Source organism: Bradyrhizobium cajani (assembly GCF_009759665.1).
Classification (GTDB): Bacteria; Pseudomonadota; Alphaproteobacteria; order Rhizobiales; family Xanthobacteraceae; genus Bradyrhizobium; species Bradyrhizobium cajani.
On record NZ_WQNE01000023.1, the window covers coordinates 101,419 to 116,682 of the forward strand.

11 protein-coding genes are annotated in these 15,264 nt (G+C 65.3%); 4 read left to right on the forward strand and 7 right to left on the reverse strand.

Annotated features, from left to right (window positions below):
• Nucleotides 1-35: 35 nt before the first annotated feature.
• Genes GPL20_RS25200 through GPL20_RS25210 form a run of 3 tightly spaced genes read left to right on the forward strand, consistent with a single transcriptional unit; the run spans nucleotide 36 to nucleotide 3,236 of the window.
• Nucleotides 36-518, forward strand: a complete 483-nt coding sequence (locus tag GPL20_RS25200) for a MarR family winged helix-turn-helix transcriptional regulator (protein WP_157332677.1) — start codon at nucleotides 36-38, stop codon at nucleotides 516-518.
• On the forward strand, nucleotides 511-1,674 hold the full coding sequence (locus GPL20_RS25205) for an HlyD family secretion protein (RefSeq protein ID WP_157332679.1): 1,164 nt from the start codon (nucleotides 511-513) through the stop codon (nucleotides 1,672-1,674). The genes GPL20_RS25200 and GPL20_RS25205 overlap by 8 nt, the downstream gene beginning before the upstream one ends.
• A 5-nt stretch (nucleotides 1,675-1,679) precedes the next feature.
• Entirely contained in the window at nucleotides 1,680-3,236 is a 1,557-nt protein-coding gene (locus GPL20_RS25210; RefSeq protein WP_157332681.1) for an MDR family MFS transporter, read from the forward strand.
• Nucleotides 3,237-3,361: 125 nt separating this feature from the next.
• Here GPL20_RS25210 and GPL20_RS25215 read toward each other — a convergent pair whose 3' ends face one another.
• The 5 genes from GPL20_RS25215 to pcaF form a co-directional block, all read right to left on the reverse strand.
• On the reverse strand, nucleotides 3,362-4,453 hold the full coding sequence (locus GPL20_RS25215) for a phosphotransferase (protein ID WP_157332683.1): 1,092 nt from the start codon (nucleotides 4,451-4,453) through the stop codon (nucleotides 3,362-3,364).
• Nucleotides 4,454-4,502: 49 nt separating this feature from the next.
• Nucleotides 4,503-6,194: a methyl-accepting chemotaxis protein gene (locus GPL20_RS25220; RefSeq protein WP_157332685.1), complete on the reverse strand. Its 1,692-nt coding sequence runs from the start codon at nucleotides 6,192-6,194 to the stop codon at nucleotides 4,503-4,505.
• Between the two features lie 208 nt (nucleotides 6,195-6,402).
• The gene (gene pcaG, locus GPL20_RS38960) at nucleotides 6,403-6,993 is read right to left on the reverse strand and encodes a protocatechuate 3,4-dioxygenase subunit alpha (protein ID WP_254125493.1); all 591 of its coding nucleotides are present in this window, start codon (nucleotides 6,991-6,993) and stop codon (nucleotides 6,403-6,405) included.
• Nucleotides 6,994-7,695 (reverse strand): protocatechuate 3,4-dioxygenase subunit beta, encoded by a 702-nt coding sequence (gene pcaH / locus GPL20_RS38965; RefSeq protein WP_167533200.1) that lies wholly within the window; start codon nucleotides 7,693-7,695, stop codon nucleotides 6,994-6,996. It lies immediately after the preceding gene.
• Between the two features lie 188 nt (nucleotides 7,696-7,883).
• A complete protein-coding gene (gene pcaF, locus GPL20_RS25230; protein ID WP_157332687.1) occupies nucleotides 7,884-9,092 on the reverse strand; it encodes a 3-oxoadipyl-CoA thiolase in 1,209 nt (402 codons plus the stop codon).
• A 338-nt stretch (nucleotides 9,093-9,430) separates the two neighbouring features.
• On the opposite strand from pcaF, the gene mutS reads away from it, so the two are divergent.
• Nucleotides 9,431-12,169 (forward strand): DNA mismatch repair protein MutS, encoded by a 2,739-nt coding sequence (gene mutS / locus GPL20_RS25235; RefSeq protein ID WP_157332689.1) that lies wholly within the window; start codon nucleotides 9,431-9,433, stop codon nucleotides 12,167-12,169.
• Between the two features lie 98 nt (nucleotides 12,170-12,267).
• Here the strand turns inward: mutS and GPL20_RS25240 are convergent, their stop codons facing one another.
• Together GPL20_RS25240 and GPL20_RS25245 are read right to left on the reverse strand one after the other, a co-directional pair.
• On the reverse strand, nucleotides 12,268-13,944 hold the full coding sequence (locus GPL20_RS25240; RefSeq protein WP_157332691.1) for a methyl-accepting chemotaxis protein: 1,677 nt from the start codon (nucleotides 13,942-13,944) through the stop codon (nucleotides 12,268-12,270).
• A 402-nt stretch (nucleotides 13,945-14,346) separates the two neighbouring features.
• Nucleotides 14,347-15,156: a hypothetical protein gene (locus GPL20_RS25245; protein ID WP_157332693.1), complete on the reverse strand. Its 810-nt coding sequence runs from the start codon at nucleotides 15,154-15,156 to the stop codon at nucleotides 14,347-14,349.
• Nucleotides 15,157-15,264 lie beyond the last annotated feature (108 nt).

Genomic DNA, 15,264 nt, shown 5'->3' on the forward strand with positions numbered 1-15,264 from the left:
CTTATTATATTGCAAGCTTATTGGAGACCAAGCTCATGAGCCGTGGGGCCGTGGACCAGAACTTCCTGTTTACGCTTGCCGAACTCTACCGCCTGCTGCGCGTCTATGCCGACAAGGAGGCATCGCGCTTCGGCATCACCCGCGCGCAATGGGCGGTGCTGGCCAAGGTCGAGCGCAGCGAGGGCATGAAGCAGTCGGAGCTCGCCGAGCTCCTGGAGATGCAGCCGATCACGCTGACGCGCCTGATCGACAAGCTCTGCGACAACGACTGGATCGAGCGCCGCAGCGACGCGTCGGACCGCCGCGTCAAGCGGCTGTACCTGAAGAAGGCCGGGCGGCAATTGCTCGGCAAGATGAGCGGCCTGAAGTCCGAGCTCACGGCGAACGCGCTCGATGGCATCAATCCGGCGGACGCCCACCGTCTCCTCACCCAGCTCGAAACAATCAAGGAAAACGTGCGGAACGCGATCCAGACCAGCGGCGCGGACCAAGCACGCAAGGAGCAGCGCTATGGCTGATCAGGTTCTCAAGTTCCAGCCCGAGCAGAAGGCCGACAGCGGCAAGCCGACCAAGAAGGCCGGCGCCGATCCGCGTCGCCGCATCCTGGCCGGACTGCGCCGCTATCGTCGCTTCCTGCTGATGGTCGTGCTGCCCATCGTCGTCGCCATCGGCGGCCTCACCTTCTATCTCAATGGCGGCCGCTATGTCGGCACCGACGACGCCTATGTCGGCGCACAGAAGGTGCTGGTGACGCCCGACATCTCCGGCAAGATCGAGAAGGTCGTCGTCAGGGAAGGCCAGCTCGTCAAGCAGGGCGACGTGCTGTTCGAGATCGACCCCGTGCCGTACCGCCTTGCGGTCGACGAGGCCAAGGCACAGCTCGCCCAGGCGCAGACGACCTATGACAATCTCCGCGCCAACATCAAGATCTACGGCGACATGCTCAACCTCGCCCAGCAAGGCGTCGACCTGAAGCAGCGCGACGTCGAGCGCAAGCAGGCGCTGGTCAAGAACAGCTACGGCTCGCAGCTCGACCTCGACAACGCCGCGAACGCGCTGGTCACCTCTGGCTCGATCGCGCAATACGTCAAGCAGCAGATCTCGACCGCCAAGACGCAGCTGCTCGGCGATAGCGACCTGCCGCTGGAGAAGTTCCCGCCCTATGCGCAGGCGAAGGCCAAGCTCGACAATGCGGAGCGCAATCTCGACCACGCCGTGGTGCGCGCCTCGATGGGCGGCGTGGCGACGCAGGTCGAGCAGATCCAGCTCGGCCGCTACGTCGCCGCCGGCACGCCGGTGTTCTCCATCATCGACGTCGCCCATCCCTGGGTCGACGCCAATCCGAAGGAGAGCGACCTCACCTACGTCACGGAGGGACAGCCCGTTACCCTCGAGGTCGATGCGTTCCCGAACCACGTCTTCAAGGGCAAGATCGGCTCGCTCGCACCCGGCACCGGCGCGCAATTCGCGATCCTGCCGCCGCAGAACGCCACCGGCAATTTCGTCAAGGTGGTGCAGCGCGTGCCGATCCGGATCTATTTCGACGAGACCGACAAATATGTGCGGAAGCTGAAGGCCGGCATGAGCGTCTACGCCACCATCGACACCGGCCACAAGCGTTCGCTCGCCGGCCTGCTCGGGCTCTCGGCGGCCGCGAATCAGGACAAGGACTGATCCGGATGTCCGGCCCCGATGCCAGCCTGATGGTCCCCGGTCTGCGCCGGAACATGGTGACGATCTGCGCCATGACCGCGACCATCATGCAGGCACTGGACACCACCATCGCCAACGTCGCGCTGCCCTACATGCAGGGCACGCTGTCGGCCTCGCAGGACCAGATCAACTGGGTGCTGACCTCCTACATCGTCGCCGCCGCGATCATGACGGCCCCGGTGGGCTGGATCGCCAACCGCTTCGGCCGCAAGCGCATCTTCATCATCTGCTCGGCCGGCTTCACCATGGCCTCGGTGCTGTGCGGCCTCGCGCAGGACATCAACCAGATGGTGCTGTTTCGCCTGCTGCAAGGCGTGTTCGGCGCCGCGCTGGTGCCGCTGTCGCAATCGGTCATGCTCGACTATTACACGCTCCAGGAACGCGCCAAGGCGATGTCGATCTGGGGCATGGGCGTGATGATGGGACCGATCATGGGGCCGTCGCTCGGCGCCTGGCTGACCGAGACCTATTCGTGGCACTGGGTGTTCTTCGTCAACCTGCCGTTCGGCGCGATCACCGTGATCGGGCTGATCGTCTTCATGGACGAGACCAGGAAGGATCTCAGCCTCAAATTCGACTGGTTCGGCTTCGCGGCGCTGGCGGTCGCGATCGGCGCGCTTCAGCTCGCGCTCGACCGCGGCGAGCAATTGGGCTGGCTCGAATCCAACGAGATCATCGCCGAGTTCGTCGTCTCGGCCGTCGCCTTCTATTTCTTCATCGCACACTCCTTCACGACCTCGACGCCGTTCATCCGCTTCGCGCTGTTTCGGGACCGCAACTTCGTCACCGGCTGCATGTTCATGATCGTGATGGGGCTCGTGCTGTTCTCGACCATGGCGCTGGCCTCGCCTTACATGCAGAACGTGATCGGCTATCCCATCATCACCGCCGGCCTGCTGCTCGCAAGCCGCGGCTTCGGAACTTTCTTCGCCATGATGCTGGTCGGCCGCATGATGCGTTATTTCGAGGCGCGCACGCTGATCATCACCGGCCTGACGCTGACCGCGGGCTCGCTGTTCCAGATGACCGGCTGGACCGACCTGACCCAGGTGCCGGAGATCGTCACCGTCAGCGTCATCCAGGGCTTTGGCTTCGGCCTTGTGTTCGTTCCGCTCTCGACCGTGTCGTTCCTGACACTGTCGAACGAGCTCCGCACCGACGGCGCCGCGATGCTGACCCTGATGCGCAACGTCGCGAGCTCGGTCGGCATCTCCGTCGTCATCGCCGAGCTGACGCAGGGAACGCGGCGGACCTACGCGATCCTCTCCGAGCACATCAATCCATTCAACCACGCGCTCCAGATGCCCGACGTCAGCGGCATGATCAATCTCTCCACCGACGCCGGCCGCGCCATGGCCGACAGGATGGTCAGCGTGCAGGCCCAGATCATCGCCTTCGCACACGACTACCAGCTGGTGATGCTCTTCATCCTCTGCACCATCCCGCTCGCCCTGCTGATCGGCTCGACCAAGGCGACGCTGCGCAAGCAGGCCGCGGGGCCGGAACATGCGGTGATGGAGTAGTTGAAGGCTCGCGCCTCCTCGTCATTGCGAGCGCAGCGAAGCAATCCAGAATCTTTCCGCAGCAAGCAGTCTGGATTGCTTCGTCGCAAGTGCTCCTCGCAATGACGGCTTGTGGCACGAGCCCCCTACAACAACTCCTCACACCCCAAATCCTCGACCGCCATCATCACCCGCTCCAGATTATTCCACCAGATCACCGGCGGGATGTTGACGCTCCACTGCCAGACCGGCTTGGTGATGTGCCAAAGCACCGACTGGCGGTAGTCCCGGTCGAGCGCGCCACGCGTGTAGCCGGTGACACCGTGCTGCATCAGCGTCTCATGATAGAGGTTGAGCAAGGGCCGCTCGAGTGCCTGCCGGCGGTCCGGATACCATTGCGTCGCCATCATGTAGGCGAGATCGCCGGTCGGAACGTTGATGCGCCACTGATCGAAATCGAAAATGCGCACGCTATCGTTGGCGCCGGCGCGTGGCAGCAAGAAATTCCAGATATGAGCATCGCCATGAGCGATGGTGAGGTGGCGGCGCGAATGATAGCGCTCGAACAGACGGTCCGACTGCTCGATGAAACGGCGATAGAGAATGCGCCGCTCTTCGCTGAGGCGGTCACCGAGTAGATCGGCAAAACGATCGTAATGGCCCGCAAAGGTCTCCATCAACCTCGTTGAGTCGTCCGTGCTCATCCAGGTTCCGACGGTGTCGCCGAGGTCCGCGTGGTCCCACCACGCCGCATGCATCCGCGCCAGGGTGGTGACGATCGCCATCGCCTGCTCGCGCGATGGCGACAACGGCCATTGGGTCGCGATCTCGTGGGTGTCGGTAAGATCCTCGGCCAGGAGATGCCAGGCCTGGCTCTCCTCGTCAAAATTCCCGTCGAAGCAGCGCGGCACGAGTCCCGATGGCATGATTGGCGCAAGCTTCGTGTAGAAGGCGACCTCGTTCCGGCCGCCATTTGCAAGTGTCTTCGCGAAGGCGGCATGCGCGGTCTTCAGGATCAGGGACTGCGGCGCGCCAACGGACTCCCCGACATAGCGCAAGCCGAGACGCACGATATGTGACACGAGCGTGTCGCGCTGATGCAGCACCTTCACCTCGCGCACGGCACCGGCGTCCAGCGCGCCGGCCCTGCGCAGCGCGGCCGTGAGGTAGGCAGGCTCGGCAACCGCCGACAGTTGCGGATTCGTCATGAAAACCACGATGCCCCCGTGCCGCGCCATATTGCACGATCACAACCGCCGGCACCAGCGGCAGGCATCGCGCCGAGCGTCACGCCGCCGCGGTCGAGTCACGCACGGTCCGGACCACGACCGAACGCAGCTGTTCGAGGTTGGTCGCCATGCCGACGATCGCCTGCCTGACCTCCGAGGCGCGCTCGTTCACGGAGACGGCGTCGCGGCTGACATTGCCGATCTTGGCCGAGACCTCCTTGGCTGCGGACGCCGATTCGGAAATCGACCGCGTGATCTCCCGCGTCGCTGCGTCCTGCTCCTCCATCGCGGCGGCAACCGAGGTCGCCACGCCATCGATCTCGGCGATGTGGCCTCCCATGGTCTCGACGGCATCGACAGCGGCCTGCGTCGAGGTCTGGATCTCGGCAATCAGGCGCGTGATCTCCTCGGTGGATTTGGCGGTCTGGTCGGACAGCGATTTCACCTCCGCGGCGACCACGGCGAAGCCGCGGCCGGCCTCGCCGGCGCGTGCCGCCTCGATCGTGGCGTTGAGCGCCAGCAGGTTGGTCTGGCCGGCGATGCCGCCGATCAGGTCGGAGACTTCGGCGATCTTCTTCACCGAACCGGCCAGCGCCTGGATGGTGGACCGCGCCTGCTCGCGGCCGGCGACAGCGGATTTGGTGACGGTCGAGGTGCGTAGGACCTGGGTCGCGATCTCGCGGATCGAGGCGCTCAGTTGTTCGGCCGCGGCCGAGACGGTCTGCGAGCTGCCGAGGGCCTGGGTGGAGGCTGCGGCGACCGCCTGCGACTGGGCCGAGAGCGAACTTGCGATCTCGGACAGGCTGGAGGCGGCCCGCTCAACGCCTTGGCTCGCCGCGCTCGCGGTGTCGACCGAGCGGCCGGTCTCGCGCTCGACGGTCTCGGCCATCTGGTGCAGGGCGCTGCGCTTGGCCAGCGCCGCCTCCTGCTCCTTGCGCAACTGCTCCTCGCGCAGGCGCGAATTCTCGACCGCCGCCTGCTTGAACACCACAAGCGCGCCCGCCATCGAGCCGACCTCATCCTGGCGCTGCGCGAAAGGAATGTCGGCGGCGAGATCGCCGGTCGCGAGCTTCTGCATCGTGTCCGTCATGCGCACGATCGGGCGCACCACGCCGAGGGCAACGCCGAGCAGGCCTGCGGCAATGAAGGCAAGGACGGCGGCAGAGACACCGAGGAGGATATAGAGCATCGCGCTGTCGCGGTCCGCGGCCAGCTTCTCCATGTCGGCATTCTGCTTGTTGGCGCTCTCGACGATGCTGTCGATGACGGCACGATGCGCGGTGTAGGCGTCCTTGAGCTGCGCATAGGCGCGTTCGGAAGCAGCCATATCCTTGGCCTTGAGGGCCGGCAGGAGCTGGTCGGACAACAGCTTCCAGAATTTCTGTACTTCGGCGTCGGACTTCGACACCAGCGCCGTCTTCAGGTCGGCGGAGAGGCTGGAGGCGACCCAGAAGGCCTTGCGCTCGTCGTAATCCTTGCGGAGCTGGACCAGACGCTCGCCATGGGCCGCCAGCTGGTCCGGCTCGCGCATGGCGAGGGTGGCTTCGAGATAGGCCTCGATGACATATTCCGGCGGTGGCAGGATATCGGCGATGAGGTCGTTGCCGAGCTTGATGTCGGAATAGAGCGGTCCGCCGACCTTGAGCTCTTTCAAGGCGTACAGGCTGGTGGAGACCACGGCCGTGAAACCGAGGGCCAGGACGATGCCGAATGCAATGATGGCAGAAGAAAGCGAAAGACGAATTTTCATGGAACAATCCGATGCCGCACGTCGAAATCCAACGGACTCTAAACGACTGCGGTAAACACGGGATTGCTTCGCGTGGAAATTGTACCCCACGAACTCCGGAAAACTACGGGAAAACGGGAGCGACTTTCTGTGCGGAGGGCGGTTGTGCCCGGCCGTCGTCCCGGACAAGCGCGCCCCAAGCGCGCGTAGATCCGGGACGACGCTGGGATTAAACGTCGAAGAACACCGTCTCGTTGTCGCCCTGAAGCCGCAGGTCGAGCCGATAGACCGCCTTGCCGGCTTCGCGCACCGCCGTCAGCGTGGTCCGCCGGTCGGCGGGCACCAGCGCCAGCACGGGATCGGCGGCATTGCCGGCCTCGTCGCTGAAATAGATGCGGGTGTAGAGATGCCGCAGCATGCCGCGGCCGAACACCGCGACAAGAATGTGCGGCGCCTGCGGCTTGCCATCGGGATCCGGCACCGCGCCCGGCTTGATGGTGTCGAAGGAGTAATTGCCGTCCTTGTCGGTGCCGCAGCGGGCGAAGCCGCGGAAGCTCGCGTTCGGCAGTGCGCGCTTGTCCTGCGGGTCGGCGAAGCGGCCCTGCGCATCCGCCTGCCAGATCTCCAGCATGACGTCAGGCACGGCAATGCCGTCACCGTCGAACACGCGGCCCTCGATGCGAACGCGCTCGCCGGAGACGTCGGGCGTCAGCGTCGAGTTGGTGAACGCGTCGTTCCAGGCATATTCGCCATTCGGCGTCAGGCCGTATTTGAAGAACGGACCGACGGTCTGTGATGGGGTGATCCCGTTGTCCTGCACTTAGTGGTTCTCCATAGGCGTGGCGTTCTTGCCGCGCAGCACGATGTCAAAGCGGTAGCACAGCGCCCATTCGGGCTGGGTGTTCTCGAGATCGAACGACGACACCATCCGCGCCCGTGCCTTCTCGTCCGGCACCGAGTTGAAGATCGGATCGAACGGGAACAGCGGATCGTTCGGGAAATACATCTGCGTCACGAGACGCGTGACGAAGGAATGCCCGAACACAGACAGATGGATGTGCGCGGGACGCCAGGCATTGTGATGATTGCCCCAGGGATAAGCGCCGGGCTTGATGGAAACGAAGCGGTAGTAGCCAGCCGCATCGCTCACGGTGCGGCCGGCGCCGGTGAAATTCGGATCGAGCGGCGCCGGATGCTGGTCGCGAACATGCACGTAGCGGCCGCAGGAATTGGCCTGCCAGATCTCGACCAGCGAATTCGGCACGCCGCGCCCGTCCTCGTCGCGCACATGGCCGTGCACGATGATGCGCTCGCCGAGCGGCTCGCCACTGTGCTGGCGGGTGAGATCATTGTCGCCCTCGCGCACGGTCTCCTGGCCGTAGACCGGGCCGGTCAGCTCCGACAGCGTGTGGCGCATCGGGATCAAGGGCTTGTTCGGCGCGCGCTTGATCGAGCTCTTGTACTCGGGCGACAGCGGCAGCGGATGCGCCTTGTTGCTGTCTGTGGGATAGATGAATGTCATTGGCGAACTCCTCCCCGGCCATTTTGGTCCGGCCGGTCAACGCTTCCGCCAATCATTATAGGATATAACTAATTTGGGGAAGCTCCCTGTCATTCCGGGATGGTCCGAAGGACCAGACCCGGAATCTCGAGATTCCCGGGTTCAGCCCTGTCGGGCTGCCCCGGGATGACGAGACGTTGCGCGTTTCGTCAATTCACCTTCTCGATCGCCACGGCAACGCCCTGACCGACGCCGACGCACATGGTGGCGAGCGCGAGCTTGCCGCCGCGCTTCTCCATGCCGTGCACGGCGGTGAGCGCGAGGCGGGCGCCGCTCATGCCGAGGGGATGGCCGAGCGCGATGGCGCCGCCATGCGGATTGACGAAGTCGGCATCATCAGGCACGCCGAGCTGGCGCATGCAGGCGATCCCCTGCGAGGCGAAGGCTTCGTTGAGCTCGATCAGGTCAAAATCACTGATCTTCTTGCCGAGCCGCTCCATCAGCTTGCGGGTCGCCGGCACCGGGCCGATGCCCATGATGCGCGGCGGCACGCCGGCCGAGGCAAGCCCGAGAATGCGCGCGCGCGGCGTCAGACCATGCTTCTTCACGGCGGCTTCCGAGGCGAGGATCATGGCGGCGGCGCCATCATTGACGCCGGAGGCGTTGCCGGCGGTCACCGTGCCGGGATTGCGCACGATCGGCTTCAGCTTGGCGAGGCCCTCCAGCGTGGTCTCGGGGCGAGGATGCTCATCCTTGTCGACCGTGATCGGGCCGGCCTTGCCACCGGGAATGATGATCGGGGTGATTTCTTCCGCGAAATAGCCGGCTGCGATCGCAGCTCCGGCGCGCTGCTGCGAGCGGATGGCAAAGGCGTCCTGGTCGGCGCGCGAGACCTGGAATTCCTCGGCGACGTTCTCGCCGGTCTCCGGCATCGCGTCGACGCCGTACTGCGCCTTGAGCAGCGGATTGATGAAGCGCCAGCCGATGGTGGTGTCGAAGATCTCGGCCGAGCGCGAGAAGGCCTCCTGCGCCTTGCCCATCACGAACGGCGCGCGGGTCATGGATTCGACGCCGCCGGCGATCGCAAGCTCGATCTCGCCGGAGCGGATGGCGCGCCCCGCGGCACCGACCGCATCGAGGCCGGAGGCGCAGAGCCGGTTCAGGGTCTGGCCGGGAACCGAATCCGGGAGGCCTGCGAGCAGGAGCGCCATGCGCGCGACGTTGCGGTTGTCCTCGCCGGCCTGGTTGGCGCAACCGAAGAAGACTTCGTCCACCTGCGACCAGTCGAGCTTGGGGTGCTTGGCCATCAGCGCCTTGATCGGGGCGGCGGCGAGATCGTCCGCCCGCACCTTGGCGAGCGAGCCGCCGAAGCGGCCGATCGGGGTCCGCACGGCATCGCAGATAAAGACGTCACGCATCGTTGTTCTCCCTGAATGCCGCGATCCGGCCCAAATTCTTCAATGTCGGCGGAGTTTTAGGAGGGCGCCCGCGGCAGGTCAATTGACGGTTTCGCGGGCGGCGTATTCGGCTGAGCGCATGAAACTCCGCCGTCATTCCGGGGCGCCCGAAGGGCGAGCCCGGAATCCATAACCACCAATCGGGGTTATGGATTCCGGGCCTGCGCCTGTCGGCGCATCCCGGAATGACGACCGAATATTGGCACTCATTATCCCGTGGTGCGGACAACGTGGAAAACCTCCTCTCGGCGGCCAAAGCGATAGGAGCAGGTGCCGAAATTTTGTAGGTTGCGCCGCCCATGACAATGCAACAGCCGATACCTGTACCGCCCCCCGACGATGTGCCCGCGCCGCAGGCGGAAGTTGCCGCGCGCGTCACGCCGATGATGGAACAGTACCTCGAGATCAAGGCGGCGCATCAGGGCCTCCTGCTGTTCTACCGGATGGGCGATTTCTACGAGCTGTTCTTCGAGGACGCCGAGATTGCGTCCAGGACGCTCGGCATCGTGCTGACCAAGCGCGGCAAGCATCAGGGCGCGGATATCCCGATGTGCGGCGTACCGGTCGAGCGCTCCGAGGACTATCTGCACCGCCTGATCAGCGCCGGGCACCGGGTCGCGGTGTGCGAGCAGACCGAGGATCCCGCCGCTGCGAAGGCGCGCGGCAACAAGAGCGTCGTGCGCCGCGGCGTGGTGCGGCTGGTCACGCCGGGCACGCTGACCGAGGACACGCTGCTCGATGCCCGCGCCAACAACTATCTGCTGGCGATCGCGCGTGCCCGCTCGTCCGCCGGCGGCGACCGTTTTGGTCTGGCCTGGATCGACATCTCGACCGCCGAATTCATGGTGACGGAATGCTCTGGCGGCGAACTCGCCGCAACGCTCGCGCGCATCAATCCGAACGAGGCGATCGTCACCGACGCGCTCTATAACGACAGCGAACTCGGACAGACCCTGCGCGAGCTGCCGGCGGTGACGCCGCTGACCCGCGACGTCTTCGACGGCGCCACCGCCGAGAAGCGCCTGTGCGACTATTTTGCGGTCGCGACCATGGATGGTCTGGCGCAGCTGACGAGGCTGGAAGCTACCGCTGCGGCCGCCGCCGTCACCTATGTCGACCGCACCCAGGTCGGCAAGCATCCGCCGCTGTCACCGCCCGCGCGCGAGGCATCGGGCGCGACCATGGCGATCGATCCGGCCACCCGCGCCAATCTCGAGCTGACGCGGACGCTGGCCGGCGAACGGCGCGGCTCGCTGCTCGACGCCATCGACTGCACCGTGACCTCGGCGGGCTCGCGTCTGCTGGCGCAGCGGCTCGCGGCGCCACTGACGGACGCGCCGGCGATCGCGCGGCGGCTCGATGCGGTCAGCACCTTCGTCGCGGACTCCGCTGCGCGCGAGGACATTCGCAGCATTTTGCGCGGCGCGCCCGACATGTCGCGGGCGCTGGCCCGTCTCTCGGTCGGCCGCGGCGGACCGCGCGACCTCGCGGGCCTGCGCGACGGCATCATCGCCGCCGACCAGGTGCTGGCACGGCTTGGCGAGCTTGATCAGCCGCCGCAGGAGATCGCGGCGGTGATGGCGGCCTTGCAGCGCCCGTCGCGCGAGCTCGCAGCCGAGTTCGCCAGCGCGCTCGACGAGCAATTGCCGCTGATCAAGCGCGACGGCGGCTTCGTGCGTCAGGGTTATGAGCCCGCGCTCGACGAGGCGCGCAACCTGCGCGACGCCTCGCGCCTGGTGGTGGCCTCGATGCAGGCGCGCTACGCCGACGTGACCTCGGTGAAGGGCCTGAAGATCCGCCACAACAACGTGCTCGGCTATTTCGTCGAGGTCACCGCGCAGCACGGCGACAAGCTGATGTCGCCGCCGCTGAATGCGACCTTCATCCATCGCCAGACGCTGGCGGGGCAGGTGCGCTTCACCACCTCCGAGCTCGGCGAGATCGAGGCCAAGATCGCCAATGCCGGCGACCGCGCCCTCGGGCTCGAGCTCGAAATCTTCGAGCGGCTTTCCGCGAAGGCCATGGCGATCAGCGACGATCTGCGTTCCGCCGCCCATGCCTTTGCGCTGCTCGACGTTGCGACTTCGCTCGCCAAGCTCGCGGTCGACGACAATTATGTCCGGCCGGACGTGGACAACTCTCTCGGTTTCGCCATCGAGGCCGGCCGCCATCCCGTGGTCGAGCAGGCGCTCAAGCGCAATGGCGAGCCGTTCATCGCCAATGCCTGCGACCTCTCTCCGGCGCCCGGACAAAAATCCGGCCAGCTCTGGCTGCTCACCGGCCCGAACATGGCCGGTAAATCGACCTTCCTGCGCCAGAACGCGCTGATTGCTCTTCTTGCTCAAATCGGAAGTTTCGTGCCGGCGACGCGCGCGCGGATCGGCATCATCGACCGCCTGTTCTCGCGCGTCGGTGCCGCCGACGATCTCGCCCGCGGCCGCTCCACCTTCATGGTGGAGATGGTCGAGACCGCGGCGATCCTGAACCAGGCCGGCGAACGTTCGCTCGTGATCCTCGACGAAATCGGCCGCGGTACCGCGACCTTCGACGGCCTCTCCATCGCCTGGGCCGCGATCGAGCATCTGCACGAGAGCAACCGCTGCCGCACGCTGTTCGCCACCCATTATCACGAGCTTACCGCGCTCTCGGCCAAATTGCCGCGCATGTTCAACGCCACGGTGCGGGTGAAGGAATGGCAGGGCAATGTCGTGTTCCTGCACGAGGTGCTGCCGGGCTCGGCCGACCGCTCCTACGGCATCCAGGTGGCCAAGCTCGCCGGCCTGCCGCCCGCGGTGATCACGCGCGCGAAGTCCGTGCTGGCAAAACTGGAGGCGCAGGACCGCGGCCAGACCGCGCGCGCCCTCGTCGACGACCTGCCGCTGTTCGCCGTGCCCTCGCGGGCCGCCGCGGAAGCCGCGCCTCCGAGCGACGCGGAGCTGCTGATGGACGCCGTGAAGGCGCTGCACCCGGACGAGATGTCGCCGCGCGAGGCGCTGGACGCGCTCTATGCGTTGAAGGCGAAGCTGCCGAAGCAGTGACCGAACTGTCATTCCGGGATGGTCCGAAGGACCAGACCCGGAATCTCGAGATTCCGGGTCCGATGCTTCGCATCGCCCCGGAATGACGGTGAGCCAAACTACGCTCTCGCCGCGATCGCCGCTGCCTCCGCTGCCGCGCGCTGCATGCTGGTCGACATCTCGTTCGTGACCGTGCTCTGCTCCTCGACGGCGGCGGCGGTCGAGGTCACGTATTCGCTGACATTGTTGATCGCCTGCTTGATCGAGCCGAGCGCATTGACGACGTCGCCGGAGATGCCGTTGAGGCTGCCGATCTCCTGGCCGATCTTGTCGGTCGCCTGCTTGGCCTGGTTGGCGAGGCTCTTCACCTCGGAGGCGACCACCGCGAAGCCGCGGCCGGCTTCGCCCGCACGCGCCGATTCGATCGTGGCGTTGAGCGCGAGCAGGTTGATCTGTCCGGTGATGTTGTTGATCATCTCGATGATGCCGCTCATTGCCTGTGCGGCTTCGGTGAGGCGCTGGGCCTGCGCGTCGGCGGCTGCGACCTGCTCGACCGCGCCCATCGCGGTCTCGCGCGACTTGGTCATGGCTTCGGAAATCTCCCGCACCGAGGCGTTGAGCTCCTCGGAGCCCGCGGCGACCGATTCCATCATGCCGCGGACGCGCTCGTTGCCCATGCGGACCAGCACCTGCCTGGTCGTGTCGGTGGCGTATTTCACCACCTTGAACGGCTTGCCGTTGAGATCGAGGATCGGATTGTAGGAGGCCTGGATGTAGACCTCCTTGCCGCCCTTGCCGATACGCTTGTATTCGGCCGCCTGATACTGGCCGCGATTGAGCGCGGCCCAGAACTCGCGATAGGCGGCGCCGTCGCGCTCGGAGGGGTCGACGAACAGGCTGTGATGCTTGCCCTTGATCTCGGCCAGCGAATAACCGAGCGTGCCGAGGAAGTTGGCGTTGGCCGTGATGATCGTGCCGTCCATGTTGAACTCGATCACCGCCTGCGCCTTGTCGATCGCCGCAATCTGGCCGGCGAGATCGGCATTGCTCAATTTCTCCGCGGTGACGTCGGTCGCGAACTTGACGACGCCGTACGGCTTGCCGTTCTCGTCGAGCAGCGGGTTGTAGGAGGCAAGGATCCAGACCTCGCGGCCGCCCTTGCCGATGCGCTTGTATTCGCCGGCCTGGTAGTCGCCGCGATTGAGCGCGGCCCAGAATTCGCGATAGGCCGCACCGTCGCGCTCGGCCTGGGCCACGAACAGGCTGTGATGCTTGCCTTCGATCTCGGCCAGCGAATAGCCGAGCACCTTGCAGAAATTCTCGTTGGCCGTGACGACGGTGCCGTCGAGCTTGAACTCGATGACGGCCTGGGCACGGCTGATGGCGGAGACCTTGGAGGCCTCCGTCATGGCATGGACCTTTTTCGCAGTGATGTCGGTCGCGATCTTCACGACCTTGACGGGCTTGCCGGCATCGTCGAGCACCGGATTGTAGGACGCCTCGATCCAGACCGCGCGGCCGCCCTTGGCGATCCGCTTGAACTCGGCAGCCTGGGGCTCGCCGCGGTTGAGCTGCGCCCAGAACGCCTGGTACGCGGCGCCGTCGCGCTGATCGGCCGGCACGAACATGGCGTGTTTCTTTCCCTTGATCTCGTCGAGGGAGTAGCCGAGCGCCTTCAGGAAATTCTGGTTGGCCGTAAGGACGGTGCCATCCATCGCAAACTCGATCATGGCCTGCGAGCGGCCGATGGCGGCGAGTTGAGCGTCCGCGTCATTGCGGGACTTGCGACCAAACATCAGGAAATCTCCATCTCAAAATAATGCCGATGGGGGACATGCCCGTCGGAATCAGGGGAACCAATTGTGCGGCATGCTGCCGTATTCCAACCGGCGGATCCCGCAGGTCCGATGACTTGAATACCGGTCCCTCACAATTCGCGCGGACGGTATCGGACGCGGGTACGCAGCCCGATTCTGTATCGGAAAAACTCGAACAAAGTTCTAATAGAATTGTCGGAATTCGGCGCGCGATGGGCGCTGGCGCTCAGGACCGGGAAAATCCGGCAGGACTTGAAATGAGTTTTCTCGGTCAACGGCTTGAGGGGATGCCTCGGCACCGATTGGCGTGAACTGAGCTCGCCGCAATGTCTCTTCGCCACGCCTCGCCGCGCGCCACCGTAGTCACACGGCTCTTGAGTCTCACCGCTCTCGCCGCGCCTTGTGCATCCCGCGCCGGCCGATCCCCCACAGCGTCAGGTTCCAGGCGATGCAGGTGCCGAGCGCAAGACACAAGCCGACGGCGGAGCCGAACTGCACCACCGCAACGTGCATCACGGCAATTGCCGTACCAAACCCGAGCAGGCCCCAGGCGGAGTTGGCGAGCACGGCGGCGGTCGGCGGGCCGCCGATGCGCGGATGCAGAATCACCATCATGCTGGTGAACACGACCGGATACAGCGCGATGATGCCGCTGATCCGGGGGCCAACCCAGCCGGACGTCGAGACCACGATGGCGACAAGGGTGGCAACCAGCGAAGCCCGCATCGGGACGTCGTACCAGCGGCGCGTCACCAGCGGCATCTTCACGTGACGGTAACGTGCAAGCAGCGGGATGCAGATGCCGAATGCAATGAGATTCACGGCGAGCCCGGCGGTGAGCGGCCAGTCGAACTGGCGGATGATGGACGCAAGCACGATCCAGACCGCAATCGCACTTCCACAACTCGCGAGAAGCCCATGTCGCTGCGCCAGCACGACATAGATGAGCGCGAGAAAGATCGTCGCTGCGTTGACCGGAAGGCTCGACAGCGCACCTTGGGCGATGAAGGCGGCATCATGGTCGAGCGCGAGGAAGACGTAGGACGGGCCGGCGGAGATCGGCAAGGTCGCCACCAGTGCACCGATCACCGGCCCCGAGCGCTCGGTGATGATCGACGCCGTGACGACGAACGCCGCCGCGATCGCCATGCGCAGAAGAAGGAAGATGATGAAGTGGAGGTCGAGGGACATTTTCTTGTCGTCCCGGACAAGCGAAGCGCAGATCCGGATAGAAGGCAGGGCATTCTGTCTGTCATTCCGGGGCGCGCGGAGCGCGAGCCCGGAATCCATAACCACAGG

Excerpts from the sequence above, each read along its gene's own strand:
- mutS (WP_157332689.1), top strand. The coding sequence starts at position 9,431 with ATGACAATGCAACAGCCGATACCTGTACCGCCCCCCGACGATGTGCCC.
- GPL20_RS25210 (WP_157332681.1), top strand. The coding sequence starts at position 1,680 with ATGTCCGGCCCCGATGCCAGCCTGATGGTCCCCGGTCTGCGCCGGAAC.
- GPL20_RS25200 (WP_157332677.1), top strand. The coding sequence starts at position 36 with ATGAGCCGTGGGGCCGTGGACCAGAACTTCCTGTTTACGCTTGCCGAA.
- GPL20_RS25220 (WP_157332685.1), bottom strand. The coding sequence starts at position 6,194 with ATGAAAATTCGTCTTTCGCTTTCTTCTGCCATCATTGCATTCGGCATC.
- GPL20_RS25215 (WP_157332683.1), bottom strand. The coding sequence starts at position 4,453 with ATGGCGCGGCACGGGGGCATCGTGGTTTTCATGACGAATCCGCAACTG.
- pcaF (WP_157332687.1), bottom strand. The coding sequence starts at position 9,092 with ATGCGTGACGTCTTTATCTGCGATGCCGTGCGGACCCCGATCGGCCGC.
- pcaH (WP_167533200.1), bottom strand. The coding sequence starts at position 7,695 with ATGACATTCATCTATCCCACAGACAGCAACAAGGCGCATCCGCTGCCG.
- GPL20_RS25240 (WP_157332691.1), bottom strand. The coding sequence starts at position 13,944 with ATGTTTGGTCGCAAGTCCCGCAATGACGCGGACGCTCAACTCGCCGCC.
- GPL20_RS25245 (WP_157332693.1), bottom strand. The coding sequence starts at position 15,156 with ATGTCCCTCGACCTCCACTTCATCATCTTCCTTCTTCTGCGCATGGCG.
- GPL20_RS25205 (WP_157332679.1), top strand. The coding sequence starts at position 511 with ATGGCTGATCAGGTTCTCAAGTTCCAGCCCGAGCAGAAGGCCGACAGC.